Source organism: Dactylosporangium sp. NPDC000555, from assembly GCF_040300025.1.
Taxonomy (GTDB): domain Bacteria; phylum Actinomycetota; class Actinomycetes; order Mycobacteriales; family Micromonosporaceae; genus Dactylosporangium.
Genome location: NZ_JBEPDB010000009.1, coordinates 34,617 through 60,535, shown reverse-complemented (window position 1 = coordinate 60,535; position 25,919 = coordinate 34,617). Strand labels below are relative to the sequence as shown.

The following is a 25,919-nucleotide window of genomic DNA, read 5'->3' as shown; positions in this document are numbered from 1 at the left end:
GCCGGATGAAATCAACATTGACCGGCGTCGGTCGGAGGGGTTAATGCGTCAGTTGGTCCGATCGGCGATGAAGTCGCACAGCGAGTCGAGCGCGGCGCGGGCCGGCACGTCCGGCAGCACGGACAGCGCGGCGCGAGCCTTGTCGGCGTAGCCGCGGACGGTCTCGCGGGCCTGCTTGAGAGCCGCCGACTCGCGCAGCAGACCCAGCGCCTCGGCGTGCAGGTCATCGTCGGTGACCGGGCCGGCCGAGAGGATCTCGCGCAGCCGCACGGTGGCCGCGTCGTCGTCGGAGGAGTCCAGCGCGTAGAGGACAGGCAGCGTGGCCACGCCCTCGCGCAGGTCCGTGCCGGGCGTCTTGCCCGACTGGTTGCCGTCGCTGGCGATGTCGATGAGGTCGTCGGAGAGCTGGAACGCGATGCCGAACGTCTCGGCGAAGGTCGCCAGGGCGTCGACCTGCTCCGGGGTGCAGCCGCCGAACATCGCGCCGAACCGGGCGCTGGTGGAGATCAGGGAGCCGGTCTTCTGCTCCAGCACGCGCAGGTAGTGGCGGATCGCGTCCTCGCCGTCGAGCGGTCCGGCGGTCTCGGCGATCTGGCCGTGCACGAGCCGCGAGAAGGTGCTCGCCTGGATCTTCACGGCTTCCACGCCCAGCTCCGCGGCCAGGTCGGCGGCGCGCGAGAAGAGGTAGTCGCCGACCAGGATGGCCAGCGCATTGCCCCAGCGGGAGTTGGCGCTGGGCGCGCCGCGGCGCACGGGGGCCTCGTCCATGACGTCGTCGTGGTAGAGGGTCGCCAGGTGGGTCAGCTCGACCACGGCGCCGGCGATGACGACATCGCGGGACGTGGGGTCGCCGAACTGCGCCGCTAGGCCGACGAGCAGGGGGCGCACCCGCTTGCCACCCGCGTCGACAAGGTGCCGGGCCGCCTCGGTGACCAGCGGATTTGCGCTGTGCACGGAGTCGATCAGCACCGCCTCGACATCCCGGAGGATCGTCGCGACACTGCTCTCCAGCTCCGGATCGGCCAGGGTCAGGCCGACGGAGGCACTCGACTGCACGGTTCCCGTACTCACCACAGCTCCAACGATGCCATACGCACTTCGGTCTTCCGAGACAGGGACGTCCCCGCGTGGGGGGCCCACGGGGGGACGTCACTGTCGGTATAACTCAAACAGCTAGCTGAGGAACTTCCCGGCGCTCTGCGTCACCTCGAGCAGCGCACCCGGCGCCACGCCCAGGACCAGCGTCGCGACCGTGCCGATGACCAGCGCGGCCGCCGTCATGGCACCGGGGATGGACACGGCCGGCGTGGTCTCACCCGGCTCCGACAGCCACATCATGACGACGACGCGCAGGTAAGGGAAGGCGAGGATGGCAGAGCTCACCACGCCAGCGATCACCAGCCAGGTCTGGTTGCCGTCGACCGCCGCCGCGAACACGCCCACCTTGGCGGTGAACCCACTCGTCAGCGGCAGGCCGGCGAAGGCCAGCAGGATGAAGGTGAACAGCGAGGCGTACAGCGGCGAGCGGCGGCCGAGCCCGGCCCACCGCGACAGGTGGGTGGCCTCCCCGTCGGCGTCGCGCACCAGCGTGACCACGGCGAACGCGGCGAGCACGGTGAAGCCGTACGCCACCAGGTAGAACATCGAGCTCGACAGGCCCTTGTCGTTGAGCGAGATCACGCCGATGAGCAGGTAGCCGGCGTTCGCGATCGACGAGTAGGCGAGCAGGCGCTTGATGTCGGTCTGGGTGACCGCCAGGATCGCCCCGATGATCATCGTCGCCACCGCGATCGCGCCCAGCACCGGCTGGATCGTCAGCTCGGTGCGGTGGAAGCCGACGTACACCAGGCGCAGCAGCCCGCCGAACGCGGCGACCTTGGTGCAGGCCGCCATGAGCGCGGTGATCGGCGTCGGGGCGCCCTGGTAGACGTCGGGCGTCCACACGTGGAACGGCACCGCGGCCGCCTTGAACAGCAGGCCGATCGCCAGCATCGCCAGGCCGACGTACAGCAAAATGTCGTCCTGGGCGCCGGCCTGGATCGCCGTGTCGATCGACTTGAAGTCGACCTGGCCGGCGTAGCCGTAGATCAGCGCGATGCCGAACAGGAAGAACGCCGAGGCGAACGAGCCGAGCAGGAAGTACTTCATCGCGGCCTCCTGCGACAGCAGCCGCCGGCGGCGGGCCAGCGCGCAGAGCAGGTACAGCGGCAGCGAGAAGACCTCGAGCGCGACGAACATGGTCAGCAGGTCGTTCGCGGTGCTGAACAGCAGCATGCCGCCCAGGGCGAACATCGTCAGCGGGAAGACCTCGGTCGCGCCGCCGAAGCGGGCCGCCTGCTCGCGGTCGCGATCCGTGTTGGCGGTGACCGCGGCCTGTGCGACGAACGCGCCGCCCGGCTCCAGCGTGCGCTCGCCGATCAGCAGCAGCGAGACGATGCCCAGCACGATGATCGCGGCCGAAAGGAACATGCCCGGCTTGTCGATCGCGACCGCGGTCGCGGCGGTGATCACCGGCTTGCCGCTCTGCCGGATGACCATGACCAGCGCGGCGATCAGGCCGGCCAGGGCCAGCGTGAGCTGGACGCGGTGCCGCACCCGCCGGGGCACGAAGCCCTCGACGAGGATCCCGACGCAGGCGACGCCGAAGAGAATCAGCATCGGCGCGAGCGCCGCGTAATCCAGGTGCGGCAGTCTGAGAGTTTCGTTCACTTGCCGGCCTCCACGGTACCCACGGTGGCTTTCGGGTCGGTCTTGCCGACGTCTTGCATGGTCGCCTTCACCGCCGGGTTGATCACGTCGGTCACCGGCTTGGGGTAGAAGCCCAGCAGCAGGATCAACGCGATCAGCGGGGCGACCACGACGGCCTCGCGCAGGGAGAGGTCGCGGCTCATGGCTTTGATCTCGACCAGCTTCGGGTTCGGGGTGCCCTGGGTGGTGCGCTGGATCATCCAGAGCACGTACCCGGCCGCCAGGATGATGCCGGCGGTGGCGATGATCGCGACCGGCTTGTTCACCGTGAACGTGCCGATCAGCACCAGGAACTCGGAGACGAAGGGCGAGGTGCCGGGCAGCGCCAGCGAGGCGAGACCGGCGATGAAGAAGACGCCGGCGAGCACCGGCATGAGCTTGCCCGCGCCGCCGAAGTCGGTCACCAGCGCGCTGCCCCGGCGGGCCACGAGCATGCCGACGACCAGGAACAGCAGGCCGGTCGCCAGGCCGTGGTTGACCATGTAGAGGACCGCGCCCGTGCCGGCCTGCGTGGTGAAGGCGAAGATGCCGACGCCGATGAAGCCGAAGTGCGCGATCGACGTGTACGACACCAGGCGCTTGAGGTCCTTCTGCCCGATCGCGACCAGGGCGCCGTAGATGATGCCGACGAGCGCGAGCGTGAGCCCGAGCCACGCGAAGTCCTTCGACGCGTTCGGGAAGAGCGGCAGGCAGTACCGCAGGATCCCGAACGTCCCGACCTTGTCCAGCACGCCGACGAGCAGCGCGGCGGCACCGGCCGGCGCGGCGCCACCGGCGTCCGGCAGCCAGGTGTGGAACGGGAAGAACGGCGCCTTGATCGCGAACGCGATGAAGAATCCGAGGAACAGCCACCGCTCGGTGTTGGTCGAGAAGTCGGCGTTGACCAGGGTCTGCCAGTCGAACGTCTCCCCGCCCAGCACCCACAGCCCGACCAGCGCGGCCAGCATGAACAGGCCGCCGAGCAGCGAGTACAGGAAGAACTTCACCGCGGCGTACTGCTTGTGCTGCCCGCCGTAGGAGCCGATGAGGAAGTACATCGGCACGAGCATGACCTCGAAGAACACGTAGAACAGGAACACGTCCTGCGCGGCGAAGACGCCGATCATCGTGCACTCGAGCGCCAGCAGCAGCGCGAAATACGCCGGGACCGACCGCTTGCTGCGCTCCGCGTCGTGCCAGGAGGCCAGGATGACCAGCGGCACGAGCAGTGCGATCAGCGCGATCATGACGAGGGCGATGCCGTCGACGGCGAACGTGAACTTCGCGCCCCACTGCGGGATCCAGGTCCAGGAGTCGCGCAGCTGGAAGCGGTCGCCTTCGGGCTTGAACTGCGCCCACAGGCCGACGCCGAGCGCCAGGACCACGACCGACCAGGCCAGCGCGACACGCTTGGCGAGCTCGGGCTTGTCCTTGGGCAGCAGCGCGACCCCCGCCGCGCCGACGAGCGGCGCGGCCGTGAGGACGGTCAGGTAGGGGAAGTGGCTCATCCGAACCTCACCGCAAGCGTGGCGGCAACCACGAGCACCGCACCTCCGAGGATGGACAGGGCGTAGGTGCGCACGAACCCGGTCTGGGTCCGGCGCAATCGGCCGGACCCGCCGCCGACGCCCGCGGCCAGGCCGTTGACCAGCCCGTCGATGCCGCGGTTGTCGAGGTAGACCAGGGCGCGGGTCAGGTAGCGACCCGGCGCCTCGAACACGATCTCGTTGAACGAGTCGGTGTAGAGGTTCTTGCGCGCGGCGGTCACCAGCGGACCGGCCGGCTCCTCCTGCAGGGCGGTGCCCTTGTTGAACAGCGCGATCGCGAGGCCGGCGCCGGCGAAGGTCAGCACAATCGACAGCGTGGTGATCAGCCAGTGGTCGATGACCGGCTCATGAGCGACGCGCTCGGTGCCATAGACCGGGGTCAGCCAGTCGGGCACCGACGTCGACAGCAGCCAGCCGGCGAACACCGAGCCGACCGCCAGCAGGATCAGCGGGATCGTCATCACGGCCGGCGACTCGTGCGGGTGCTTGATGTCCTCGGTCCAGCGCTTCGGGCCGTGGAACGTCAGCCAGAACAGCCGCGTCATGTAGAACGCGGTCAGGCCCGCGCCGAGCAGTGCCGCCCCACCGAAGAGCCACGCCGTCCAGCCCTCGCGCTCGAAGGCGGCCGCGATGATCGGCTCCTTCGAGAAGAAGCCGGACAGGCCGGGGAAGCCGATGATCGCGAGCCAGCCGAGTCCGAACGTGACCCAGGTGATCTTCATGTACTTCCAGAGCCCGCCGAAACGGCGGATGTCGGTCTGGTCGTGCATGCCGTGCATGACCGAGCCGGCTCCGAGGAACATGCCGGCCTTGAAGAAGCCGTGCGCGAGCAGGTGGATCAGCGCGAGCGCGTAGGCCGCGCCGCCGAGCCCGACGCCCAGGAACATGTAGCCGATCTGGCTGACCGTCGACCAGGCCAGCACCCGCTTGATGTCGTCCTTGGCGCAGCCGATGATGCAGCCGATCAGCAGCGTCAGCGCGCCGACGGCGACGACCACGGTCTGCGCGTCGGGTGACGCGTCGAAGATCGGGTGCGAGCGGGCGACGAGGTAGACGCCCGCGGTCACCATCGTCGCGGCGTGGATCAGGGCCGAGACCGGGGTCGGGCCCTCCATCGCGTCGGGGAGCCAGGCCTGCAGCGGGAACTGGCCGGACTTGCCGGCCGCGCCCAGCAGCAGCAGGAGCCCGATGGCGAGGACAACGCCGCTGCTCAGGGCGCCCACGTTGTTGGCGACGCCCGCGTAGTCGACGCGGCCGATGTAGGCGAACATCAGGAAGATCGCGATCGCGAGGCCCGCGTCACCGACGCGGTTCATCAGGAACGCCTTCTTACCGGCGGTCGCCGCGCTGGGGCGCAGGTTCCAGAAGGAGATCAGCAGGTAGGAGGCGAGTCCGACGCCCTCCCAGCCGAAGTACAGCATCACGTAGTTGTTGCCGAGGACCAGCAACAGCATCGCCGCGATGAACAGGTTGAAGTACCCGAAGAACTTCCGCCTGCCCGGGTCGTTCTCCATGTAGCCCACCGCATAGAGGTGGATCAGGGCGCCGACGCCGGTGATGAGCAGCACGAACATCGCCGACAGCGGGTCGAGGAGCAGGCCCATGTCGACGTGGAAGCTGCCGACGCTGATGAAGTCCCACAGTTTGAGCTCGACACCGCTGCGGTTCTCCAGCCCGCGCAGCGAGAAGAAGTACGTCAGCCCGAGTACGAACGACACGGCGACGCTGAGCACGCCGAGCCAGTGACCCCAGCGGTCGGCCCGCTTGCCGAGCAGCAGCAGCACTGCCGCGCTGACCAGCGGGATCGTCGGGAGCAGCCAGAACGAGCCCAGCCATCCGCTCGCCGCCGAGTAGGCGATTGGTTCCACCACCCGCTCCTTAGTACTTCAGCAGGTTCGCGTCGTCGACGCTGGCCGAGCGCCGAGTCCGGAAGATCGACATGATGATCGCCAGGCCGACGACGACCTCGGCCGCCGCCACGACCATGACGAAGAACGCCATGATCTGCCCGTCGAGCGTGCCGTTGATCCGGCTGAACGTGACCAGCGCGAGGTTGGCCGAGTTCAGCATCAACTCGATGCACATGAACAGCACGATCGCGTTCCTGCGGACGAGTACGCCCACCGCGCCGATCGTGAACAGAATCGCCGCGAGGACGATGTAGTACGTCGGAGTCACTTCTCGGTCCCCTTTGGTGCGACGTCGGCTGACGTCAACTCCCGCGTCGGCAGGATCTTGGAGATGCTGCGTTCGGACGGCGTGCCGTCGGGCAGCCGGGCCGGGGTCGCCACCGAGTCCGAGCCGGCGAAGACGCCGGGGCCGGGCTTCGGCGCCGGGTAGTTGCCCGGGCGGAAGCGCGCCACCATGCGTTCCGGCTGACTGACCTTGTCTTCCTTGCGCTTCTGGATGTGCGCCAGGATCATCGCGCCGACCGCCGCCGTGATCAGCAGCGCCGACGTGACTTCGAAGACCCAGACGTACTTGGTGAACAGCAGCCGGGAGATGCCCACCACGTTGCCGGCCGCGTTGGCCTCGGCCAGGCCCTTCGGGCTGACGCCGCCCATGGCCTGGTAGAGGCCGATGCCCAGCAGCAGCGCCAGGCCGATGCCCAGGATGCTGGCCGCCATCCGCTGCCCGCGCAGCGTCTCGATCAGCGAGTCCGACGAGTCGCGGCCGACGAGCATCAGCACGAACAGGAACAGCATCATGATGGCGCCGGTGTAGACGATGATCTGCACCATGCCGATGAACGGGCCGGCCTGCAGGACGTAGAACACGCCCAGGGACATCATCGTGATGATCAGCGAAAGCGCCGAGTGCACCGCGTTGCGCGCACAGATCATGCCGATCGCGCCGAGCACCGCGAGCGGGGCGAGGATCCAGAAGGTGACGGCCTCGCCGCCCTTCACCTCGCCAGCCGACGCCAACGTCTGCAATGCCAGGGTCATGGACGGACCCCCTTGTAGCGTTCGGCGCCGGCGGAGGTGCCGGGGTTCTCCAACGCGCCGACGTAGTAGTCCTTCTCCGAGTCGCCCAGGCGCATGTCGTGCGGCGGGCGCTCCATACCCGGCAGCAGCGGCGCGAGCAGCTGCTCCTTGGTGAAGATCAGGTCGCGGCGGTTGTCGCGGGCCAGCTCGTACTCGTTGCTCATGGTCAGCGAGCGGGTCGGGCAGGCCTCGATGCACAGCCCGCAGAAGATGCAGCGGGCGTAGTTGATCTGGTACGTCTGGGCGTAACGCTCACCGGGCGAGAACCGCGCGTCCTCGGTGTTGTCCGCGCCCTCGACGAAGATCGCGTCCGCCGGGCACGCCCATGCGCACAGTTCGCACCCGATGCACTTCTCGAGCCCGTCCGGCCAGCGGTTGAGAATGTGCCGGCCGTGGTACCGCGGAGCGGGCGGCTTGCGCTGCTCCGGGTACTCCTCGGTGACCACCTTCTTGAACATGTGCGAGAAGGTGACCCCGAACCCCTTGAGGGTTCCACCAATAGACACGTCAGCTCTCCTTGCCGGTCGGGACGGTTTCCCGCTCGACGATCACGCGCTTGGCCCGCGGGCTGGGCGGCACCTCGAGGTTCAGCGGCGGCAACGGGAAGCCGTTCTCGCCACCGACCCGGCCGCCGGGGTGCGGCTGCGGCAGGTCGGCCAGCGGGCCGCGGCGGGCGCGCTGCAGGCCGACGAGCGCCAGCACCAGCACGACCAGGGCGACGATGCCCACGATCACCCCGGTGCGCGTGCCCGTGCTCAGCTCGTCGTGCGTCTGCACCAGCCGGATGCCGGCCAGTACCAGGATCCAGACCAGGTTGGCCGGGATGAGCACCTTCCAGCCGAAGCGCATGAACTGGTCGTAGCGCAGCCGGGGCAGCGTGCCGCGGAGCCAGACGAACACGAACAGCAGCAGGAGCACCTTGATGGTGAACCACAGGACCGGCCACCAGCCGTGGTTCGCGCCGTCCCAGAGCGAGATCGGCCACGGGGCGCGCCAGCCACCGAGGAACAGCGTGGCGCACAGGCCCGAGACGGTGACCATGTTGACGTACTCGGCGAGGAAGAACAGCGCGAACTTCAGCGACGAGTACTCGGTGTGGAAGCCGCCGACGAGCTCGGACTCGGCCTCGGGCAGGTCGAAGGGTGCCCGGTTGGTCTCACCGACCGCGGCCGTGAAGTAGATCAGGAAGCTCGGGAGGAGCAGCACGGCGAACCAGGCCGGCAGGTGCCAGGTCATGCCGAGCACGTTGGCGGTGCCGTTGCCCGCCTGCGCCGCGACGATCTCCGAGGTCGACATCGTGCCCGCGACCAGGAAGACCGAGACGATGGACAGGCCCATCGCGACCTCGTACGAGATCATCTGGGCGCTCGAGCGCAGGCCGCCGAGCAGCGGATACGTCGAGCCGGAGGCCCAGCCGCCCAGCACGATGCCGTAGATGCCCATCGAGGCGCAGGCCAGCACCAGCAGCACCGCCACCGGGATGTCGGTGAGTTGCAGCGGGGTGTGCGTGCCGAATATCGACACCGACGGCCCGAACGGGATCACCGAGAACGCGGTGAACGCGCAGATCGTGGAGACCACCGGCGCGAAGAAGAAGACCACCTTGTCCGCCAGGCGCGGCATGATGTCTTCCTTGAAGGCCAGCTTCAGGCCGTCGGCGAGCGACTGCAGCAGGCCGAACGGCCCGTTGCGGTTGGGGCCCGGGCGGACCTGCATGCGGGCCACGACCCGGCGCTCGTACCAGATGGCGAAGAGCGTCATGACGACCAGGAAGGCGAAGATCACGACGACCTTCGCGATCACCAGCCACCAGGGGTCCTTGCCGAACTGCTCCAGGTTGCCGTAGGCGAGAGGCGTCATTTTGCGCTACCCCCAGTGCTGATCTCGACCAGCGCGCCCTCGGTGACGCCGAGCGTGCGCCGCAGGGTCGAGCCCGGTGAGTTCGTCGGGATCCACACAACCCCGTCGACCATGTCGGTGACGAGTGCCGGCAGGGTGATCGCGCCCCGGTCGCTGCCGACCGTCACCGCGTCCCCGTCCACCACGCCGAGGTCGGCCGCGTTGCTCTTGGAGATCCGGACCACGGCGGGGCGGGCGGTGCCGGCCAGGTGACCGTCCCCGTCCTGCAGCGAGCCGCCGTCGATCAGGTGATGCCAGGAGGCCAGGATCGCCTGGCCGCTGCCCGGCTTGGGCGTCGCGGCCGGCTCGACGTCCGGCGCGTTGCCGCGAACGACACTCGGGTTGCCGGCGCCGCCGGCAACGGTGCCCGGCAGCGGCAGCTGAGCCAGTGCGGCCAGCTGCACCCGGATCGCCGTCACATCCGCGACGCCGAGCTGGACGCCGAGCTCGCGGCCCAGCGTGTCGAGCACGCGGGCGTCGCTCATCGCCTGGGTCTTCAGCACGGTGCCGAACGGGCGGGTCCGGCCCTCCCAGTTGACGTAGGAGCCGGACTTCTCGACCGCCGGGGCGATCGGCAGGACGACGTCGGCGCGCTTGGCGACGGCGCTCATCCGCAGCTCCAGGCTGACCAGGAAGCCGACCTTGTCCAGCGCCTCCTCGGCGGCGATCGGGTCGGCCAGGTCGGAGGGGTCGACGCCGCCGACGACCAGCGCGCCGAGCCGGCCCTCGCGGGCCGCGGCGACGATGCCGTCGGTGTCGCGGCCCGAGGCGCTGGGCAGCACGCCCGCGTCCAGGTCCCAGGCGATGGCGACCTCGCCGCGCGCGGCCGGGTCGAAGACCTGGCGGCCGCCCGGCAGCAGGGTCGGCAGGACGCCGGCCTCGACCGCGCCGCGATCGCCGGCCCGGCGCGGCACCCAGGCGAGCCGGGCACCGGTGGCCTCGGCTAGCCGCGCCGCGGCGGACAGGCCGCCCGGCACGCTCGCCAGCCGCTCGCCGACGAACAGGATCGCGCCCTCGGCCGACAGCGCCTCGCGCAACTGCTCGGACGCGCCGAGCACCTCCGCCTCGGCACCGGGGACGGTGAGCAGGACGGTCGCGCCGAGCTTCTCGAAGCCGCGGCTCACGAACGGCGCCACCGCGTAGCTGGGCAGACCTCGCTTGAGGTAGGCCTTGCGCGCCCGCAGGAAGATGATCGGGCACTCCTCCTCGGGCTCCAGCCCGACGAAGACGACCGCGGGGGCCTGGTCGATGTCGGCGTAGGTGACGTCGGCCCGCCCGACGACGTGGGAGCCGAGGAACTCGGTCTCCTCCGCCGACAGCGGCCGGGCGCGGAAGTCGATGTCGTTCGTGCCGAGCGCGACCCGGGCGAACTTCGCGTACGCGTAGGCGTCCTCGACGGTCAGCCGGCCGCCGGCCAGCACGCCCACGCCGCCGTTGTCCTTCGCGGCGGCGAGCCCGGCCGCGGCGACCGTCAGCGCCTCCGGCCAGCTGGCCGTGCGCAGCTCACCGGTCTTCTTGTCGCGGACCAGCGGGGTGGTGATGCGGTCGGTGGCGTTGACATACTGGAACGCGAAGCGTCCCTTGTCGCAGTTCCACTCCTCGTTCACCGCCGGGTCGTCGCCGGCGAGGCGGCGCATGACCTTGCCCCGGCGGTGGTCGGCCCGCTGGTCGCAGCCCGCGGAGCAGTGCTCGCAGACGTTCGGCGTGGAGACCAGGTCGAAGGGGCGGGCCCGGAAACGGTACTGCGAGCTCGTCAGCGCCCCGACCGGGCAGATCTGGATCGTGTTGCCGGAGAAGTAGCTGTTGAACGGCGCGTCGTCCTCGGGCGAATCGGGGTCGCCGCGGAACACGCCGATCTGCTCGTTGGACGAGCGCTCCATCAGGTCGATGAACTTGTCGCCGGCGATCTCGTCGGAGAACCGGGTGCAGCGCTGGCACAGCACGCACCGCTCGCGGTCGAGCAGCACCTGGGTGCTGATCGGCAGCGGCTTGGGGTACTCCCGCTTCTGCTCGACGAACCGGGACTCGGCCTGGCCGTTGCTCATCGCCTGGTTCTGCAGCGGGCACTCGCCGCCCTTGTCGCAGACCGGGCAGTCGAGCGGGTGGTTGATCAGGAGGAACTCCATGATTCCCTCCTGGGCCTTCTTGGCCACATCGGAGGTCAGCTGGGTCCTTACAACCATGCCCTCGGCCACCGGCTGCGTGCAGGAGGCGACCGGCTTGCGCTGGCCCTCGATGTCGACCAGGCACTGCCGGCAGGCGCCGGCCGGGGCCAGCAGCGGGTGGTCGCAGAAGCGCGGGATCGAGATGCCCACCTGCTCGGCGGCCCGGATGACGAGCGCACCCTTCGGCGCCTCGACCTCGATGCCGTCGATCGTGAGCTTCACCGTCTCAGTCTTGGGAACCACGTCGGTCATCAGTGGGCTCCTACCAGCTCGCCGGCGAACATCGGCGCCTTGCGGCCCTCGATGTAGTCCAGGTAGTCCTGCTTGAAGTACTTGATCGAGGACGTCACCGGGCTGGTCGCGCCGTCGCCGAGCGCGCAGAACGAGCGACCCAGCAGGTTGTCGCAGGCGTCCAGCAGGGTGTCGAGGTCCTGGTGGGTGCCCTGGCCGGCCAGGATGCGGTGCAGGATGCGGACCATCCAGTAGTTGCCCTCGCGGCACGGGGTGCACTTACCGCAGGACTCGTGGTGGTAGAACGCGATCCAGCGATACGTGGCGTAGACGATGTCGTCCTGGTCGGAGAAGACCTGCACGGCGGTGGTGCCGAGCATCGTGCCGACCCCGGCCATGCCCTCGAAGTCCAGCGGCGTGTCGAGGTGCTCGTCGGTGAGCATCGGCGTCGACGAGCCGCCCGGCGTCCAGAACTTGAGCTTGTGTCCGGGCTGCATGCCACCGGCCAGGTCGATGAGCTGCCGCAGCGTGACGCCGAGACCGCACTCGTACTGACCGGGGCGGTTCACCCGTCCCGAGATCGAGTAGATCTTCGGGCCCGGCGACTTCTCGGTGCCCATGCTGCGGAACCAGGCGGAGCCGCCGAGCACGATGTACGGCACGCTGGTGATCGTCTCGACGTTGTTGACGACCGTCGGCGAGGCGTAGAGGCCGTGCGTGGCCGGGAACGGCGGGCGCAGCCGGGGCTGGCCGCGGTAGCCCTCCAGCGAGTCCAGCAGCGCGGTCTCCTCGCCGCAGATGTACGCGCCGGCGCCGCTGTGCACGACCAGGTCGAGGTCGAAGCCGCTGCCGAGGATGTTCTTGCCCAGATATCCCTTGGCGTAGGCCTGCTGGACCGCGGAGCGCAGCCGGCGGGCCGCGTGCACCGCCTCGCCGCGGATGTAGATCGCGGCGAAGTTGGCCCGGATCGCGTACGACGCGATGATGACGCCCTCGACCAGCGCGTGTGGGTCGGCCATCATCAGCGGCAGGTCCTTGCAGGTGCCCGGCTCGCCCTCGTCGGCGTTGACCACGAGGTAGTGCGGCTTGCCGTCGTTCTGGGGGATGAAGCCCCACTTCATGCCGGTCGGGAAGCCGGCACCGCCGCGTCCACGCAGGCCCGAGTCCTTGACCAGCTGGATCAGGTCGTCCGGGTGGGCCCTGAACGCCTTGCGCAACGCCGTGTAGCCGTCGAGCCGCTCGTACACGTCGATCTTCCACGCGTCGGGCGACAGCCAGCGCTTGGTGAGCACCGGCGTGAGCTTCGACAGCGACTCCTGCGAGGGCTGGTGGTCCAGCGTCATTTCTTCGCCTCGTCCTTCTTGGCGATGGGCGTCTCCGGGTCGAAGCCCGGCACCGAGATCCCGAAGCGCTCCGCGAGCCGGCTACCGGCCAGCGTCGACTCCCCGGCCGGCCCCTCGCCGATGACCTCGTCGCCCCGGTCGTCGGCGAAGCCCGCGAGCTGCACCGCCATCTCCTTGAGCGTGCAGAGCCGGGTGCCCCGGCTCGGCTGCGGGCGGTCGCCGTTCTGCAGCTGCTTGACCAGCGACAGCGCGCTGTCCTCGGTCACACCGTCGAAGAACTCGTAGTTGACCGTCATCACCGGCGCGTAGTCGCAGGCCGCGAGGCACTCGGCGTGCTCAAGAGTGATCTTGCCGTCGGCGGTCGTCTCGTCGTGCCCGACCCCGAGGTAGTCGCTCAGGGCCTGGTATGCCCGGTCGCCGCCGAGCACGCCGCACATCGTGTTGGTGCAGACGCTCACCAGCCAGTCGCCGGTCGGCTTGCGCTTGTACATGGTGTAGAACGTCGCAACCGCACCCACCTGGGCCTTGGTGATCCCCAGGATCTCGGCGCAGAAGGCGATGCCGGCCGGAGAGACGTAGCCCTCCTCCGACTGCACCAGGTGCAGCAGCGGCAGCAGCGCGGAGCGCGAGCGGCCCTCGGGGTAGCGCGCGATGATCTCACGCGCGCGCTCGCGCGTGACCTCACTGAACACCATCAACGATCACACCCACCCATGACGGGGTCGAGCGAGGCGCCGCCCACGATGACGTCGGCGAGCAGACCGCCCTCCGCCATCGCCGGGATCGCCTGCAGATTGACGAAGCTGGGCTCCCGGTAGTGCACCCGGAACGGGCGCGTGCCACCGTCGGACACCGCGTGCACGCCGAGTTCGCCGCGGGGCGCCTCGATCGGCACGTACACCTGGCCGGCCGGCACCCGGAAGCCCTCGGTCACCAGCTTGAAGTGGTGGATCAGGGCCTCCATCGACTGGCCCATGATCTTCGCGACGTGCTCGAGCGAGTTGCCCAGGCCGTCGCCGCCGACCGCCAGCTGCGCCGGCCATGCGATCTTCTTGTCGGCGATCATGATTGGGCCGGGCTCCAGCCGAGCGAGTGCCTGCTCGACGATCCGCAGCGACTGGCGCATCTCGCCGAGCCGGACCTTGTAGCGGCCCCACGCGTCGGCGGTCGTCTCCGTCGGGACCTCGAAGTCGTAGGTCTCGTAGCCGCCGTACGGCTGCTGCTTGCGGAGGTCCCAACCCAGGCCCGCGGAGCGCAGCACCGGGCCGGTGATGCCCAGCGCCAGGCACCCCGTCACGTCGAGCACGGCGACACCCTGGGTGCGCTCGCGCCAGATCGTGTTGCCGGAGAGCAGGTCCTCGTACATGTCGATGCGGTCCGGCATCCAGCCGAGCAGCTCGCGGATCTTGACGATCGCCTCGTCCGGGACGTCCTGCGCGACGCCGCCGGGGCGTACGTACGCCATGTTCATCCGCAGGCCGGAGACGATCTCGAAGATGTCCAGGATGTACTCGCGCTCGCGGAACCCGTAGATCATCATCGACAGGGCGCCGAGCTCCATGCCGGTCGTGGCGAGCCAGACCAGGTGGGAGGAGATCCGGTTGAGCTCCATCATGAGGATGCGGATCGTCTTGGCGCGATCGGTGATCTGGTCCTCGATGCCGAGCAGCTTCTCGACCGCCATGCAGTAGCCGGCCTCGTTGAAGATCGGCGCCAGGTAGTCCATCCGGGTCACGAACGTGGTGCCCTGGGTCCAGTTGCGGAACTCCAGGTTCTTCTCGATGCCCGTGTGGAGGTATCCGATGACGGTCCTCGCCTCGGTGACGGTCTCGCCCTCGAGCTCGAGCACCAGGCGGAGCACGCCGTGCGTGGACGGGTGCTGCGGGCCCATGTTGACGACGATGCGCTCTTCGGAGCCGGCCTCGTTGACGACCGTGTCCCAGTCCCCGCCGGTAACGGTGAAGACCCGGCCCTCGGTGGTCTCACGCGCGGCCGCATAATCCGTGGTCATCGGGATCCCTCGCTTCGCTCGGCGGCCCGATGACCTGACACCTGAGCCATCTGGCGACTCCGCAATCGCTGCGTCACCGGGGATCCCTCGCTTCGCTCGGCGGCCCGATGACCTGACACCTGAGTCATCTGGTGACTCCGCAATCGCTGCGTCACTGGTAACTCCTCCGCTGGTCCGGCGGCGGGATCTCCGCACCCTTGTACTCGACCGGCACGCCGCCGAGCGGGTAGTCCTTCCGCTGCGGGAAGCCTTCCCAGTCGTCCGGCATGAGGATCCGGGTCAGGTTGGGGTGGCCGTCGAAGACGATGCCGAACATGTCGTAGGTCTCCCGCTCCTGCCAGTCGGCGGTGGGGTACACCTGGGTCACGCTCGGCAGGTGCGGGTCCTCGGCGGTGACCGCCGCCTCGAGGCGGATCCGGCGGCGGAAGGTCAGCGACGTCAGGTGGTACACCGCGTGCAGCCGACGGCCGTCGGAGCCGAGGTAGTCCACGCCCGACACCGAGGAGCACAGCTCGAAGCGCAGCGCCGGGTCGTCCCGCAGCGCCTGGCAGACCTCGGCGATGCGCTCCGGCACGATGTGCAGCGTGAGCTCGCCGCGGTCGACCACGATGCGCTCGATCGCGTCGTTGAAGGGGGCGTATGCCTCCTCGAGGGCGTCCACGACCTCGTCGAAGTCGCCGCCGAAGGGCCGAGGCGAGTCGAGCTCGGCCGCGCGCCGGCGGCGCAGGCCGCCGAAGCCCGAGGTGTCGCCGGTGCCCTGCACGCCGAACATGCCGCGCCCGGCCCCACTGGACGGCGGGGTCTGGGCCGTGGCACCGAGCTGCGCGCCGACCGGCTCTGCTTCAGTCACTTGGTTCCTCCGGACAGGTTCGCCCGCTCTTCCATCCACTTCTGGATGCGCAGCTGCTCCTCGCGGCCCGCGGCGACGGCCTTCGTCCACTCGGCGCGCTTGACCTTGTCGAACCGGTAGCTCGACGGCATCGCGCCAGGTGCCACCACGGGCGCGCCCTCGCGCTCCACCCGCGCCTCGATCGCGCGGCGGCGCCGGTCACCCAGCGGCTCGGCCATGACCTTGTCGTGCAGGCGCAGGATCGCGTCGATGAGCATCTCCGGCCGCGGCGGGCAGCCCGGCAGATACATGTCCACGGGAACGATGTGGTCCACGCCCTGGACGATCGCGTAGTTGTTGAACATACCTCCGCTGGAGGCGCAGACGCCCATGGAGAGCACCCACTTGGGCTCCGGCATCTGGTCGTAGATCTGGCGCAGGACCGGGGCCATCTTCTGGCTCACGCGGCCCGCGACGATCATCAGGTCGGCCTGACGGGGGCTCGCCCGGAAGACCTCCATGCCGAAGCGCGCCAGGTCGTAGCGCGCGGCGCCGGTCGCCATCATCTCGATGGCGCAGCAGGCCAGGCCGAAGGTGGCCGGCCAGAAGCTCGCCTTGCGCGACCAGTTGACCAGCTTCTCGACGGTGGTCAACAGGACGCCGGTCGGTACCTTTTCCTCGATGCCCATGGCTCAGTCCCAATCCAGCCCGCCGCGGCGCCAGACATAGGCGAACGCGACGAACACGGTGACGATGAACAGCACCATCTCCACGAACCCGAAAAGGCCGAGCGCGTCGAAGTTCACGGCCCACGGATACAGGAAGATGATCTCGATGTCGAAGACGATGAACAGCATCGCGGTCAGATAGAACTTGATCGGGAAGCGGCCACCGCCGACAGGCTGGGGAGTCGGCTCGATGCCGCACTCGTAGGCGTCGAGCTTTGCCTTGTTGAACCGGCGCGGCCCGACGAAGGGCGCGATCGCCACCGAGAACAGTGCGAATGCGGCGGCTAGGGCGAAGAGCCCAAGAATCGGTACGTACGGCGCGAGCGACATCGTGCTGCTCCGTCCTTTCGGCGAGCCCGCGGGGCGGCCGGCCCCTGGGACCACTCTGTTTGCGGGTTTAACACTATTCGGTAATGCCTGGACGGCTTCGTCCGGGGGCACCCCAAATGCGGCCTTGGCCAGTGCCTTTGGGGGTCAGGCGGCTGGCGCCAGCCGAGTCATCGCGTTGATCACGCGGTCCATGGCGTCCCCACCCCGCGGGTCCGTGAGGTTGGCGAGGAGTTTCAGCACGAACCGCATGAGGGTCGGGTGTGGCATGCCGTGCTTGGTGGCGATCCGCATGATCTGCGGGTTGCCGATGAGCTTCACAAACACATTGCCGAGCCGGTAGTACCCCCCGTAGCGGGCCTTCAGCTCGGACGGATAGTTGGCGAGCACTCGCTCGCGCGCGGTGCCCTGCGGGCGGGCCAGCGCGTGGACGGCGATCTCCGCCGCCAGTTCGCCGGACTCCATGGCGTAGGCGATCCCCTCGCCGTTGAAGGGGTTGACCATGCCACCGGTGTCGCCGACGAGGAGCACGCCCCGGGTGTAGTGCGGCACCCGGTTGAACCCCATCGGCAGCGCCGCGCCCTGGGACTTGCCGTCGGCGTTGGCCGGGTCGGAAAGGCCCCAGTCGGCCGGGGTGTTGTCCAGCCAGTCGGCGAGCAGCGTCCTGTAGTTGGTCTTGCCGTAGGCGACGCTGCTGTTGAGCACGCCCAGGCCGACGTTGACCCGGCCGTCGCCGAGCCCGAAGATCCAGCCATACCCCGGCAGGAGCTTGTCGCCCGACTCCCGGCTGCGCAGCTCCAGCCACGACTCGAGGTAGTCGTCGTCGTGGCGGGTCTGGCTGAAGTAATACTGCCGGACGGCCACACCCATCGGCCGGTCGTCGCGCTTGGCGATGCCCAGCGCCAGCGCGAACCGCCCGGAGACGCCGTCGGCGGCGATGACCAACGGGGCGCGGAACTCCAGCGGCTCCCCGTCCTGGCCGGTGGCGGTCACACCGACAACCCGGCCGGTGCGGTCGAGGATCGGACCGGTCACGTTGGTCCCGGTGCGCAGCACGGCGCCCGCATCGGTCGCGGCCGTGGCGAGCATGTTATCGAAGTCCATGCGGGTGCGGGTCAGCCCGTAGTCCGGGAAGCTCGCGAGGTCGGGCCAGTCCAGCTCGAGGCGCACCCCACCGCCGATGACGCGCAGGCCGCGGTTGCGCAGCCAGCCCTTCTCCTCGGTGGTGTCGATGCCCATCTTGATCAGCTGCTTGACCGAGCGGGGCGTGAGCCCGTCGCCGCACACCTTCTCGCGCGGGAACTCGGTCTTCTCGAGCAGCAGGACCTGCAGCCCGTGACGGGCGAGGTGGAACGCCGCGGTCGAGCCGCCCGGCCCGGCGCCGACGACGATGACATCCGCATCTTTTCCGATGTCGGTCACGGCCGTAACACCTCCTACCCGCTCAGCTGCGCTCGTTTCGCGCTCGTGAAAGTCTTCACAAAGTCATCCGTTGAGCAGTCTAGAACCGTGAACAGCCCCACTTCCGGTAAGGCAACCCTAATTTTTCACCCGAACAGTCATTCCACGAGCCGCATCCCCCGGCGCGAGCGGGATTGTCCACAGGCCCAGCTTGTACGTCGACAGGGCGTCACGGGACGACAATCCTGAGTAATCGTGGATGTCGCAACCCGCCACCTGGCGACCCGCGCTCTGCGCCGGGCCGGCCTGTGGGCCTGGCGCTACGACGAGCCGATTCTCGACCGCTGGGGTGAGATCATGGTCGCAGACGTGGCCTTCGCCACGGCCCGCCTGGCCGTTGACCTGGGTATGTCCCGCTTTCCCGGCCTTTTTCCGGACCTTTCGGGCAGCGCGGGACGCGCGCAGTTGCGCCTGGCCGCCGCGGGTTGGACGCTGGCCACCTTCACGCGGGCCGATCTGGAACAGCGTCCTTCGGAACTGGCCCGCGAGATCCGCGCCCTGCTGGACCGCCTGACCCCGGCGCGCTTCCCGTTCTCGTGACCACCGCCGAGGCCCGGCGGTGGTCACAAGCGCAGAGCGGCCGACGGCGAGGTCAGATGCGGAAGCCGCGGTGCATTGCCACCACGCCGCCGGTCAGGTTGCGCCACGCGACCTTCCGCCAGCCGTTCTCGCCGATCCGCGCGGCCAGCCCGGCCTGGTCCGGCCAGGCCCGGATCGACTCGGCCAGATACACATACGCGTCCGGGTTGCTCGAGACCCGCTTCGCGACCTGCGGCAGGGCGCCCACCAGGTAGCCCTGGTAGACGGCGCGGAACGGGCGCCACGTCGGGGTGCTGAACTCACACACCACGAGCCGGCCGCCGGGCTTGGTCACCCGGGCCATCTCGCTCAGCGCCGCGTCCGTGTCGGCGATGTTGCGCAGCGCGAAGGAGATGGTCACGGCGTCGAAGGTCTCGTCGGCGAACGGCAGGTGCAGCGCGTCGGCGGCGAGCAACGGCACCTCCGGGCGCTTCTCCCGGCCGGCCTGCAGCATGCCGACCGAGATGTCGGCGCCCACCGCGAACGCGCCCGACCGGCCGAGCTCCAGCGTCGACACGCCCGTGCCAGCGCCCAGATCGAGGACCTTCTCGCCGGGCTTGAGGCCGAGCGCGAGGCGCGTCTCGCGGCGCCACATGCGGTCGCGGCCGCCGGAGAGGACGGTGTTGGTGAGATCGTACCGGCGGGCCACGCCGTCGAACATCGCCGCGACCTCCTCCGGCTCCTTGTCCAGCGATGCGCGCGTCATGCCGTCACCTCCGCTTCGCTCCGGCGCCAGCATGCCGGAAGACTGAGCCCATCATGAACGGCCCCTACGCTTCGCTCCGGACCGCTCATGAGTTCGCCGGGGTCAGTGGGAGCGACCGGCCGGTGCCGCCGCCGGGGATGGCGATGGACGAGAAGTGCGACTGCACGCGCTCGTCGGTCGGGTCGTCGGCCTCGGTCCGGTGGACCTTGAGGTGCTGGTACTGCGTGTCCCGCTGCGCCGGGATGCGGTCCGCGCCCCGGATCATCTGGACGAGCTCGGTCAGGCGGGAGCGGTGCCGGGCGCCGGCCGAGGAGATCACGTTCTCCTCGAGCATGATCGAGCCCAGGTCGTCGACGCCCAGGTGCAACGAGACCTGGCCGACGTCCTTGCCCGTGGTCAGCCAGGACGACTGCAGGTGAGCGATGTTGTCGAAGAACAGCCGCGCGACCGCCACCAGGCGCAGGTATTCCAGGCTCGTCGCCTGCGTGCGCCCCTTGAGGTGGTTGTTTTCCGGCTGGTAGGTCCACGGGATGAAGGAGCGGAACCCGCCCATGGTCCCGGCCAGGTCCGCCTCGACGGAGTAGCCGTTGGCGACCGCGAGGTCCTGCACGTCCCGGATCAGCCGCAGGTGCTCGATGCGCTCGGCGTTGGTCTCGCCGGTGCCCATCATCATCGTCGCGGTCGACGAGACGCCCTGCCGGTGCGCGGCCGCCATGACCTCCAGCCAGCGCGCCCCCGACTCCTTCAGCGGCGCGATCGCTTGCCGCGGCCGGTCGGGCAGCATCTCCGCGCCGGCGCCGGCGATCGAGGCCAGGCCGGCCACCTTGATCCGGGCGATCGCGTCCTCGATCGACACCCCGGAGACCTTGGCCATGTGCAGCACCTCGGACGGGCCGATCGAGTGGATGACCAGGTCGGGGAACTCGGTGTGCACCGCCGAGAACAGCGACTCGTAATACTCCACCCCGTGCTCCGGGTGGTGCCCGCCCTGCAGCATCACCTGCGTGGCGCCGAGGTCGACCGCCTCCGCGCAGCGGCGCAGGATCTCCTCGGTGCTGTGCGTCCAGCCCTCGGCGTGCTTCGGCGCCCGGTAGAAGGCGCAGAACTTGCACGCCGTCACGCAGACATTCGTGTAGTTGATGTTGCGGTCGATGATGTAGGTGACGATGCCATCCGGGTAGCGGCGACGGCGCACCGCGTCGGCGGCCTCGCCCAGCTCGTGGAACGGCGCATCCGTGTACAGCAGTAGTGCCTCCTCCGCGCCGATTCGCCCGCCGTCGGCGGCACGCTGCAGGATCTCGCTGATCACCGGAGTCGTCACACCCAGAGCGTACCCAGAGCGGTGCCGGCGTCGAGCGGCCGTGCCTAGGATCACGAGAGTGACTGAAATGCGCTACCGGCGCCTCGGGCGCTCGGGCCTCGCCGTCTCGGTGGTCGGCATCGGCTGCAACAACTTCGGCGGGCGAATCGACGCGGCCCGCAGCGCCGAGGTCGTGGACGCCGCCCTCGACCTCGGCATCAACCTGTTCGACACCGCCGACGTGTACGGCACCACCGCCGGCGCGTCCGAGGAGGCGCTCGGCGCCGCCCTCCGCAAACGCCGCGACGACGCGATCATCGCGACCAAATTCGGCATGGACACGCGCGGCGCCAACGGGCCCGACTGGGGCGCGCGCGGCAGCCGGCGGTACATCCTGCGCGCCGCCGAGGCATCGCTGCGCCGGCTCGGCACCGACTACATCGACCTGTACCAGATCCACCGCCCCGACCCGCAGACCCCGATCGAGGAGACGCTGGCCGCGCTCGACGACCTGGTCCGGGCGGGCAAGGTGCGCTACGTCGGCCACTCGAACTTCGCGGGCTGGCAGACCGCCGACGCGGCCTGGACGGCCGAGACCCATCACCTGACGCCGTTCGTGAGCGCGCAGAACCGTTACTCCCTGCTGGACCGCTCCGTCGAGGCCGACCTGGTGCCCGCGCTGGAGCGCTTCGGCCTGGGCCTGCTCCCCTACTTCCCGCTCGAGCTGGGGCTACTCACCGGCAAGTACCGGCGCGGCGACGCGCCGCCGCCGGACTCCCGGCTGGCCCGCGACGGCTTCGACCGCACGCTCGCCGAAGCGCCGTGGGACCGCATCGAGCGCCTCTCCGCGTTCGCCGAGGAGCGGGGGCTCGACCTGCTGACCGTCGCGATCGGCGGGCTCGCCGCGAAGCCGGCCGTGTCCAGCGTGATCGCCGGCGCCACCTCGGCCGGGCAGGTCGCGGCCAACGCGGCGGCCGCCGCCTGGGTCCCCGGTGCCGAGGACCTGGCGGCGCTGGCCGAGATCTAGGAATCTCGATGAAATAGGTCGGGTCTTGCCGTCGCCCGGCGCTGGCCGGCCGTCGAGGACGGCGACGGCGTCGCGCGACGGCGAGACCACGATCCTGACCCGCCCGCCGCCCATCGGTGTGACCCGCCTCAGGCGTCGAAGTCGACCACGACCCTGTCCGTGATCGGCATCGACTGGCAGGTCAGAACATATCCGGCGGCGAGCTCGTCCGGCTCGAGCGCGAAGTTGCGCGCCATCTGGACCTCGCCCTCGACGACCTTCGCCCGGCAGGTCGAGCAGACGCCGCCCTTGCACGCGTACGGCAGCTCCGGCCGCGCCCGTAGCGCCGCGTCGAGGATCCGCTCGTCGTGCGCCATCGTGAAGGTGGTCTCGCGCCCGTCGAGCAGGATGCTCACCTCGGCGCCATGCCCGGCCGCCTCGGGGGCCGCCGTGCGCGCGGCCGGCGGCGCGTCGTCGACGTGGAACAGCTCGGTGTGTACCGCGGCGTCGTCGACCCCGCGCAGGCTCAGCGCCACCTTCGCGTCGAGCACCATGCCGTGCGGCCCGCACAGGAACCACTCATCGACGGTGCCGGGCGGCACCAGCGCGTCGAGGATGGCGCCGATGCGGGCCTCGCCCAGCCGGCCCGACAGCAGCGGGGACTCCTGCGCCTCGCGCGACAGCACGTGCAGCAGGTGCAGCCGCTGCGGATGGCGGTCTTTGAGGTCGGCGAGCTCCTCGGCGAACATCACGGTGCCGGCGGCCCGGTTGCCGTAGATCAGCGTGACCCGGCTCCCCGGCTCGGTCTCCAGCGCGGTGGCGGCGAGCGACAGCACGGGCGTGATCCCCGAGCCGGCCACGATCGCCGCGTAGTGCCGCGCCCGGTCCGGGTCGAACGCGGTGGTGAAGTGGCCCAGCGGCGGCAGCACGTCGACCTCGTCGCCCGGGGCGAGCTCGGACAGCGCGAAGGTGGAGAACGCGCCGCCGGCGACCCGCTTGATGCCCACCCGCAGCACGCCCTCGTCGCGCAGCAGCGCGGGGGTCGAGCAGATGGAGTACGACCGGCGGATCTCCTCCCCCGATCCGGGGTGGTGGCGGCGCACGGTGAGATGCTGCCCCGCCCGGAACGCGAAGAGCTCCCGCAGCGCTGGCGGCACGTCGAAGGTCACCGCGACGGCCTCGTCGGTCAGCCGCTCGACGTCAAGCACCGCGAGGCGGTGGAACATGGGCCGCCGCTTGACCGGCCGCCGTATCGGAGAAACGGTCATGCCGAAACCTCCGCTCCGCTCCGGCCGCGGCATGACCTGAGCCTGCGTTCCTGATGACCGGCCCCTCCGCCCAGTCTGGCTCGATGAGACTTCGCAAAGATCGACCCAGACCAGGCGCCGCTGCGCTGCGGACCGGTCATATGGCCTTCACTCGCTCGAACGGCTCTCGGCACGCCCGGCACCGCCGGAGCGCCTTGCAGGCCGTGGCGCCGAAGCGGGACAGCTCCTCGGTGTCCGGCGACCCGCACCGGGGGCAGCGCACCGTAAGCGTCAGGGTCACCGCCGCGCCGCGCGCCGGCGGTGCGACGCCCGCCGCGGCCAGCTTCGCGAGGCCCTCGTCGGTGATCCAGTCGGTGGTCCACGCCTCGGCGAGGTCGGTGTCCACCTCGATGTCGTGGTACCCGCCGGCGTCCAGCGCCGCCTCGATGTCGGCGCGGATCGCGTCCATCGCCGGGCAGCCCGAGTACGTCGGCGTGATCCTGACCGTGACTCGGCCGTCACGTTCCGCAACACCCCGCAAGATGCCCAGCTCCTCGATGGTGACCAGCGGCAGCTCCGGGTCGCGCACCGCCGCAACCAGCTCGCGCGCGCTCACCACGTCGCCCCGGGGTGCGCGCGATGCAGCACCTGCATCTCGGCGAGCAGCTTGGACAGTTCCTCCGTGTGTACCCCGCGCCGCCCGCCCGAGGGCGCCCAGCCGTCGGCCGGCCGGGTCAGCGTCGCCTCGTCCAGCACCGCGGTGATCTCGGCCAGCCAGGGCTCGCGCAGCGCGACCAGGTTGCCGTCGACGTCGCCCTCGAAGAGCTCGTGCGTGTAGGGCCACAGCGCGTCGACGGCAGCCTGCATGCGCCGGTGCGACTCGTCGGTGCCGTCGCCGAGGCGCACGGTCCACAGTGCCGCGTGCTCGGCGTGGTACGCCGACTCCTTGCGCGCCTTCGCCGCGATCCCGGCCAGCCGCGCGTCCGGGCCGGCGCTCAGCCGCTGGTAGGCGAGCCGCTGGTAGATGGCGAGGAACAGCAGCTTGCCGATGGTGACCGCGAAGTCGCCGTTGTCGAGCTCGACCAGCAGCGCGTTGCGGAACTCGCCGTCGTCGCGCAGGTACGCCAGGTCGTCCTCGTCCCGCCCGCGCCCCTCCAGCTCGCCCGCGTAGGTGAGGAACAGCCGTGCGGCGCCGAGCTGGTCGAGCGCGATGTTGGCCAGGGCGATGTCCTCTTCCATCTCGGGCGCGCGCGAGCACCACTCGGCGAGGCGCTGCGCCGCGATGAGCGCGTCGTCGCCGAGCGCCAGCACACGCGCGAAGTCCTTACTCATGCCGACAACTCCGCTTCGCTCCGTACCGCTCATATGTGATCCGCACCTTCCGGTACGGCGTAGAAGGTCGGGTGGCGGTACACCTTGTCGGCCGCCGGATCGAAGAACGCGTCCCGCTCGTCGGGGCTGCTCGCGGTGATCGCGGCCGCCGGCACGACCCAGATCGAGACGCCCTCCTGGCGGCGGGTGTAGACGTCGCGGGCGTTGCGCAGCGCCATCTCGGCGTCGGGGGCGTGCAGGGAGCCGACGTGCGCGTGCGACAGCCCGCGGCGGGGCCGGACGAACACCTCCCACAGCGGCTCGGACCGCGATTCAGACACTGGCCACCGCCTTCTTCGCGGCGTGCGCCCGGGCCGCCTCGCGCACCCACGCGCCATCTTCGTGAGCGCGGCGACGGTGCGCCATGCGCTGACGGTTGCACGGCCCCTCGCCCTTGATCACGCGCACGAGCTCCTCGTAGTCGGGCTGGGTGTAGTCGTACGCCCGGCGCTCCTCGTTCCAGCGCAGGTCCGGGTCGGGCAGGCCCAGGCCGAGCACGCCCGCCTGCTGCACGCACATGTCTACGAACCGCTGGCGCAGCTCGTCGTTGGAGAACCGCTTGATCTTCCAGGCCATCGAGCGCTCGGAGTGCGTCGACTCGCTGTCGGGCGGGCCGAACATCGCCAGCGACGGATACCACCAGCGATCGACCGCGCCCTGCGCCATCTCCCGCTGCCGCGGGGTGCCGTTGGCGAGCGTGTGCAGGATCTCGTACCCCTGCCGCTGATGGAACGACTCCTCCTTGCAGATGCGGATCATGGCACGCGCATACGGCCCGTAGGAGCAGCGGCACAGCGGCACCTGGTTGACGATCGCGGCGCCGTCGACGAGCCACCCGATCGCGCCGATGTCCGCCCAGGTCAGCGTCGGATAGTTGAAGATCGAGCTGTACTTCTGGCGGCCGTCGAGCAGCAGCTCGACCAGCTCGTCGCGGGAGACACCGAGCGTCTCGGCCGCGGCGTACAGATACAGCCCGTGGCCGGCCTCGTCCTGCACCTTCGCCAGCAGGATCGCCTTGCGCTTGAGCGAGGGAGCGCGGGAGATCCAGTTGCCCTCGGGCTGCATGCCGATGATCTCGGAGTGCGCGTGCTGCGCGATCTGGCGGATCAGCGTCTTGCGGTACGCCTCCGGCATCCAGTCCCGGGGCTCGATCTTCTGGTCGGCCGAGACGGTCGCATCGAAGTATTCCAGCAGCCCATCGCAGGCCTCGACGCTCGCCTCGGAGGCCGCCTGAAGGTCCCGTTCGGCGCTGTCGACCTGCTCGAGCAAAGGGGCGAAGTCGTTGCCGTACACGCCTCAAGTGTTACAGCATCCGGCACTTCCAGCAAGAAGGTGTCACATGGCATCGAGCCAGCTACCAGGCACTTTTGAGCGCATCCGGACCGCCGGTCCGACGGTTGAACGAGAGACTGATCGGGCAAAAGCACTCACGTCGGGTGACCCCGATCGCTTACG

24 protein-coding genes and 1 pseudogene are annotated in these 25,919 nt (G+C 69.8%); 2 read left to right on the top strand and 23 right to left on the bottom strand.

Annotated features, from left to right (window positions below; translation table 11 throughout):
• Window positions 1–48 precede the first annotated feature (48 nt).
• The 16 genes and pseudogenes from ABT297_RS08525 to ABT297_RS08450 form a co-directional block, all read right to left on the bottom strand.
• On the bottom strand, window positions 49–1,074 hold the full coding sequence (locus tag ABT297_RS08525) for a polyprenyl synthetase family protein (protein WP_502885532.1): 1,026 nt from the start codon (window positions 1,072–1,074) through the stop codon (window positions 49–51).
• A gap of 99 nt (window positions 1,075–1,173) precedes the next feature.
• On the bottom strand, window positions 1,174–2,709 hold the full coding sequence (nuoN, locus tag ABT297_RS08520; protein WP_350546259.1) for an NADH-quinone oxidoreductase subunit NuoN: 1,536 nt from the start codon (window positions 2,707–2,709) through the stop codon (window positions 1,174–1,176).
• A complete protein-coding gene (locus ABT297_RS08515) occupies window positions 2,706–4,235 on the bottom strand; it encodes an NADH-quinone oxidoreductase subunit M (protein ID WP_350546257.1) in 1,530 nt (509 codons plus the stop codon). The genes nuoN and ABT297_RS08515 overlap by 4 nt, the downstream gene beginning before the upstream one ends.
• Window positions 4,232–6,145: an NADH-quinone oxidoreductase subunit L gene (gene nuoL / locus ABT297_RS08510; protein ID WP_350546255.1), complete on the bottom strand. Its 1,914-nt coding sequence runs from the start codon at window positions 6,143–6,145 to the stop codon at window positions 4,232–4,234. Before nuoL ends, ABT297_RS08515 begins: the two co-directional genes overlap by 4 nt.
• 7 nt (window positions 6,146–6,152) lie before the next feature.
• Window positions 6,153–6,452, bottom strand: a complete 300-nt coding sequence (nuoK, locus tag ABT297_RS08505) for an NADH-quinone oxidoreductase subunit NuoK (RefSeq protein ID WP_350546253.1) — start codon at window positions 6,450–6,452, stop codon at window positions 6,153–6,155.
• On the bottom strand, window positions 6,449–7,216 hold the full coding sequence (locus ABT297_RS08500; RefSeq protein ID WP_350546408.1) for an NADH-quinone oxidoreductase subunit J: 768 nt from the start codon (window positions 7,214–7,216) through the stop codon (window positions 6,449–6,451). The genes nuoK and ABT297_RS08500 overlap by 4 nt, the downstream gene beginning before the upstream one ends.
• 2 nt (window positions 7,217–7,218) lie before the next feature.
• Complete coding sequence (gene nuoI, locus ABT297_RS08495) at window positions 7,219–7,767, bottom strand: NADH-quinone oxidoreductase subunit NuoI (protein ID WP_502885531.1); 549 nt, start codon at window positions 7,765–7,767, stop codon at window positions 7,219–7,221.
• Between the two features lies 1 nt (window position 7,768).
• Window positions 7,769–9,121: an NADH-quinone oxidoreductase subunit NuoH gene (gene nuoH, locus ABT297_RS08490; protein WP_350546251.1), complete on the bottom strand. Its 1,353-nt coding sequence runs from the start codon at window positions 9,119–9,121 to the stop codon at window positions 7,769–7,771.
• Window positions 9,118–11,577, bottom strand: a complete 2,460-nt coding sequence (locus ABT297_RS08485) for an NADH-quinone oxidoreductase subunit G (RefSeq protein ID WP_350546249.1) — start codon at window positions 11,575–11,577, stop codon at window positions 9,118–9,120. The genes nuoH and ABT297_RS08485 overlap by 4 nt, the downstream gene beginning before the upstream one ends.
• Window positions 11,577–12,899, bottom strand: coding sequence for an NADH-quinone oxidoreductase subunit NuoF (gene nuoF / locus ABT297_RS08480; RefSeq protein WP_350546248.1), 1,323 nt, complete (start codon window positions 12,897–12,899; stop codon window positions 11,577–11,579). Before nuoF ends, ABT297_RS08485 begins: the two co-directional genes overlap by 1 nt.
• Window positions 12,899–13,597: pseudogene (gene nuoE, locus ABT297_RS08475) on the bottom strand (NADH-quinone oxidoreductase subunit NuoE); the annotation flags it as partial. The pseudogene nuoE and the gene nuoF, both read right to left, overlap by 1 nt.
• Window positions 13,594–14,910: an NADH-quinone oxidoreductase subunit D gene (locus ABT297_RS08470; RefSeq protein ID WP_350546246.1), complete on the bottom strand. Its 1,317-nt coding sequence runs from the start codon at window positions 14,908–14,910 to the stop codon at window positions 13,594–13,596. The gene ABT297_RS08470 and the pseudogene nuoE, both read right to left, overlap by 4 nt.
• A 151-nt stretch (window positions 14,911–15,061) precedes the next feature.
• Window positions 15,062–15,799 (bottom strand): NADH-quinone oxidoreductase subunit C, encoded by a 738-nt coding sequence (locus ABT297_RS08465; protein ID WP_502885530.1) that lies wholly within the window; start codon window positions 15,797–15,799, stop codon window positions 15,062–15,064.
• Window positions 15,757–16,428: a NuoB/complex I 20 kDa subunit family protein gene (locus ABT297_RS08460; RefSeq protein ID WP_350546243.1), complete on the bottom strand. Its 672-nt coding sequence runs from the start codon at window positions 16,426–16,428 to the stop codon at window positions 15,757–15,759. The genes ABT297_RS08465 and ABT297_RS08460 overlap by 43 nt, the downstream gene beginning before the upstream one ends.
• Window positions 16,429–16,431: 3 nt before the next feature.
• Window positions 16,432–16,797, bottom strand: a complete 366-nt coding sequence (locus tag ABT297_RS08455) for an NADH-quinone oxidoreductase subunit A (RefSeq protein WP_350546242.1) — start codon at window positions 16,795–16,797, stop codon at window positions 16,432–16,434.
• Window positions 16,798–16,941: 144 nt separating this feature from the next.
• Entirely contained in the window at window positions 16,942–18,207 is a 1,266-nt protein-coding gene (locus tag ABT297_RS08450) for a geranylgeranyl reductase family protein (RefSeq protein WP_502885541.1), read from the bottom strand.
• A gap of 243 nt (window positions 18,208–18,450) precedes the next feature.
• Between ABT297_RS08450 and ABT297_RS08445 the strand changes: the two genes are divergently transcribed.
• Window positions 18,451–18,795, top strand: a complete 345-nt coding sequence (locus ABT297_RS08445; RefSeq protein WP_350546239.1) for a hypothetical protein — start codon at window positions 18,451–18,453, stop codon at window positions 18,793–18,795.
• A gap of 52 nt (window positions 18,796–18,847) precedes the next feature.
• On the opposite strand, the gene ABT297_RS08440 is transcribed toward ABT297_RS08445, so the two are convergent.
• Window positions 18,848–19,540 carry a demethylmenaquinone methyltransferase gene (locus ABT297_RS08440; protein ID WP_350546237.1) on the bottom strand — a complete coding sequence of 231 codons (693 nt, stop codon included), beginning with the start codon at window positions 19,538–19,540 and terminating at the stop codon, window positions 18,848–18,850.
• Between the two features lie 85 nt (window positions 19,541–19,625).
• Window positions 19,626–20,861: a cyclic dehypoxanthinyl futalosine synthase gene (gene mqnC, locus ABT297_RS08435; RefSeq protein WP_350546234.1), complete on the bottom strand. Its 1,236-nt coding sequence runs from the start codon at window positions 20,859–20,861 to the stop codon at window positions 19,626–19,628.
• Between the two features lie 49 nt (window positions 20,862–20,910).
• On the opposite strand from mqnC, the gene ABT297_RS08430 reads away from it, so the two are divergent.
• On the top strand, window positions 20,911–21,867 hold the full coding sequence (locus ABT297_RS08430) for an aldo/keto reductase (RefSeq protein ID WP_350546405.1): 957 nt from the start codon (window positions 20,911–20,913) through the stop codon (window positions 21,865–21,867).
• 128 nt (window positions 21,868–21,995) lie between these two features.
• Here the strand turns inward: ABT297_RS08430 and paaE are convergent, their stop codons facing one another.
• The 5 genes from paaE to paaA form a co-directional block, all read right to left on the bottom strand.
• On the bottom strand, window positions 21,996–23,114 hold the full coding sequence (paaE, locus tag ABT297_RS08425; protein WP_350546233.1) for a 1,2-phenylacetyl-CoA epoxidase subunit PaaE: 1,119 nt from the start codon (window positions 23,112–23,114) through the stop codon (window positions 21,996–21,998).
• A 136-nt stretch (window positions 23,115–23,250) separates the two neighbouring features.
• The gene (gene paaD, locus ABT297_RS08420) at window positions 23,251–23,712 is read right to left on the bottom strand and encodes a 1,2-phenylacetyl-CoA epoxidase subunit PaaD (protein ID WP_350546231.1); all 462 of its coding nucleotides are present in this window, start codon (window positions 23,710–23,712) and stop codon (window positions 23,251–23,253) included.
• Window positions 23,706–24,458, bottom strand: a complete 753-nt coding sequence (gene paaC, locus ABT297_RS08415) for a 1,2-phenylacetyl-CoA epoxidase subunit PaaC (RefSeq protein ID WP_350546229.1) — start codon at window positions 24,456–24,458, stop codon at window positions 23,706–23,708. The genes paaD and paaC overlap by 7 nt, the downstream gene beginning before the upstream one ends.
• Window positions 24,455–24,745: a 1,2-phenylacetyl-CoA epoxidase subunit PaaB gene (gene paaB / locus ABT297_RS08410; protein ID WP_350546228.1), complete on the bottom strand. Its 291-nt coding sequence runs from the start codon at window positions 24,743–24,745 to the stop codon at window positions 24,455–24,457. Before paaB ends, paaC begins: the two co-directional genes overlap by 4 nt.
• The gene (paaA, locus tag ABT297_RS08405) at window positions 24,738–25,658 is read right to left on the bottom strand and encodes a 1,2-phenylacetyl-CoA epoxidase subunit PaaA (protein ID WP_502885540.1); all 921 of its coding nucleotides are present in this window, start codon (window positions 25,656–25,658) and stop codon (window positions 24,738–24,740) included. Before paaA ends, paaB begins: the two co-directional genes overlap by 8 nt.
• Window positions 25,659–25,919 lie beyond the last annotated feature (261 nt).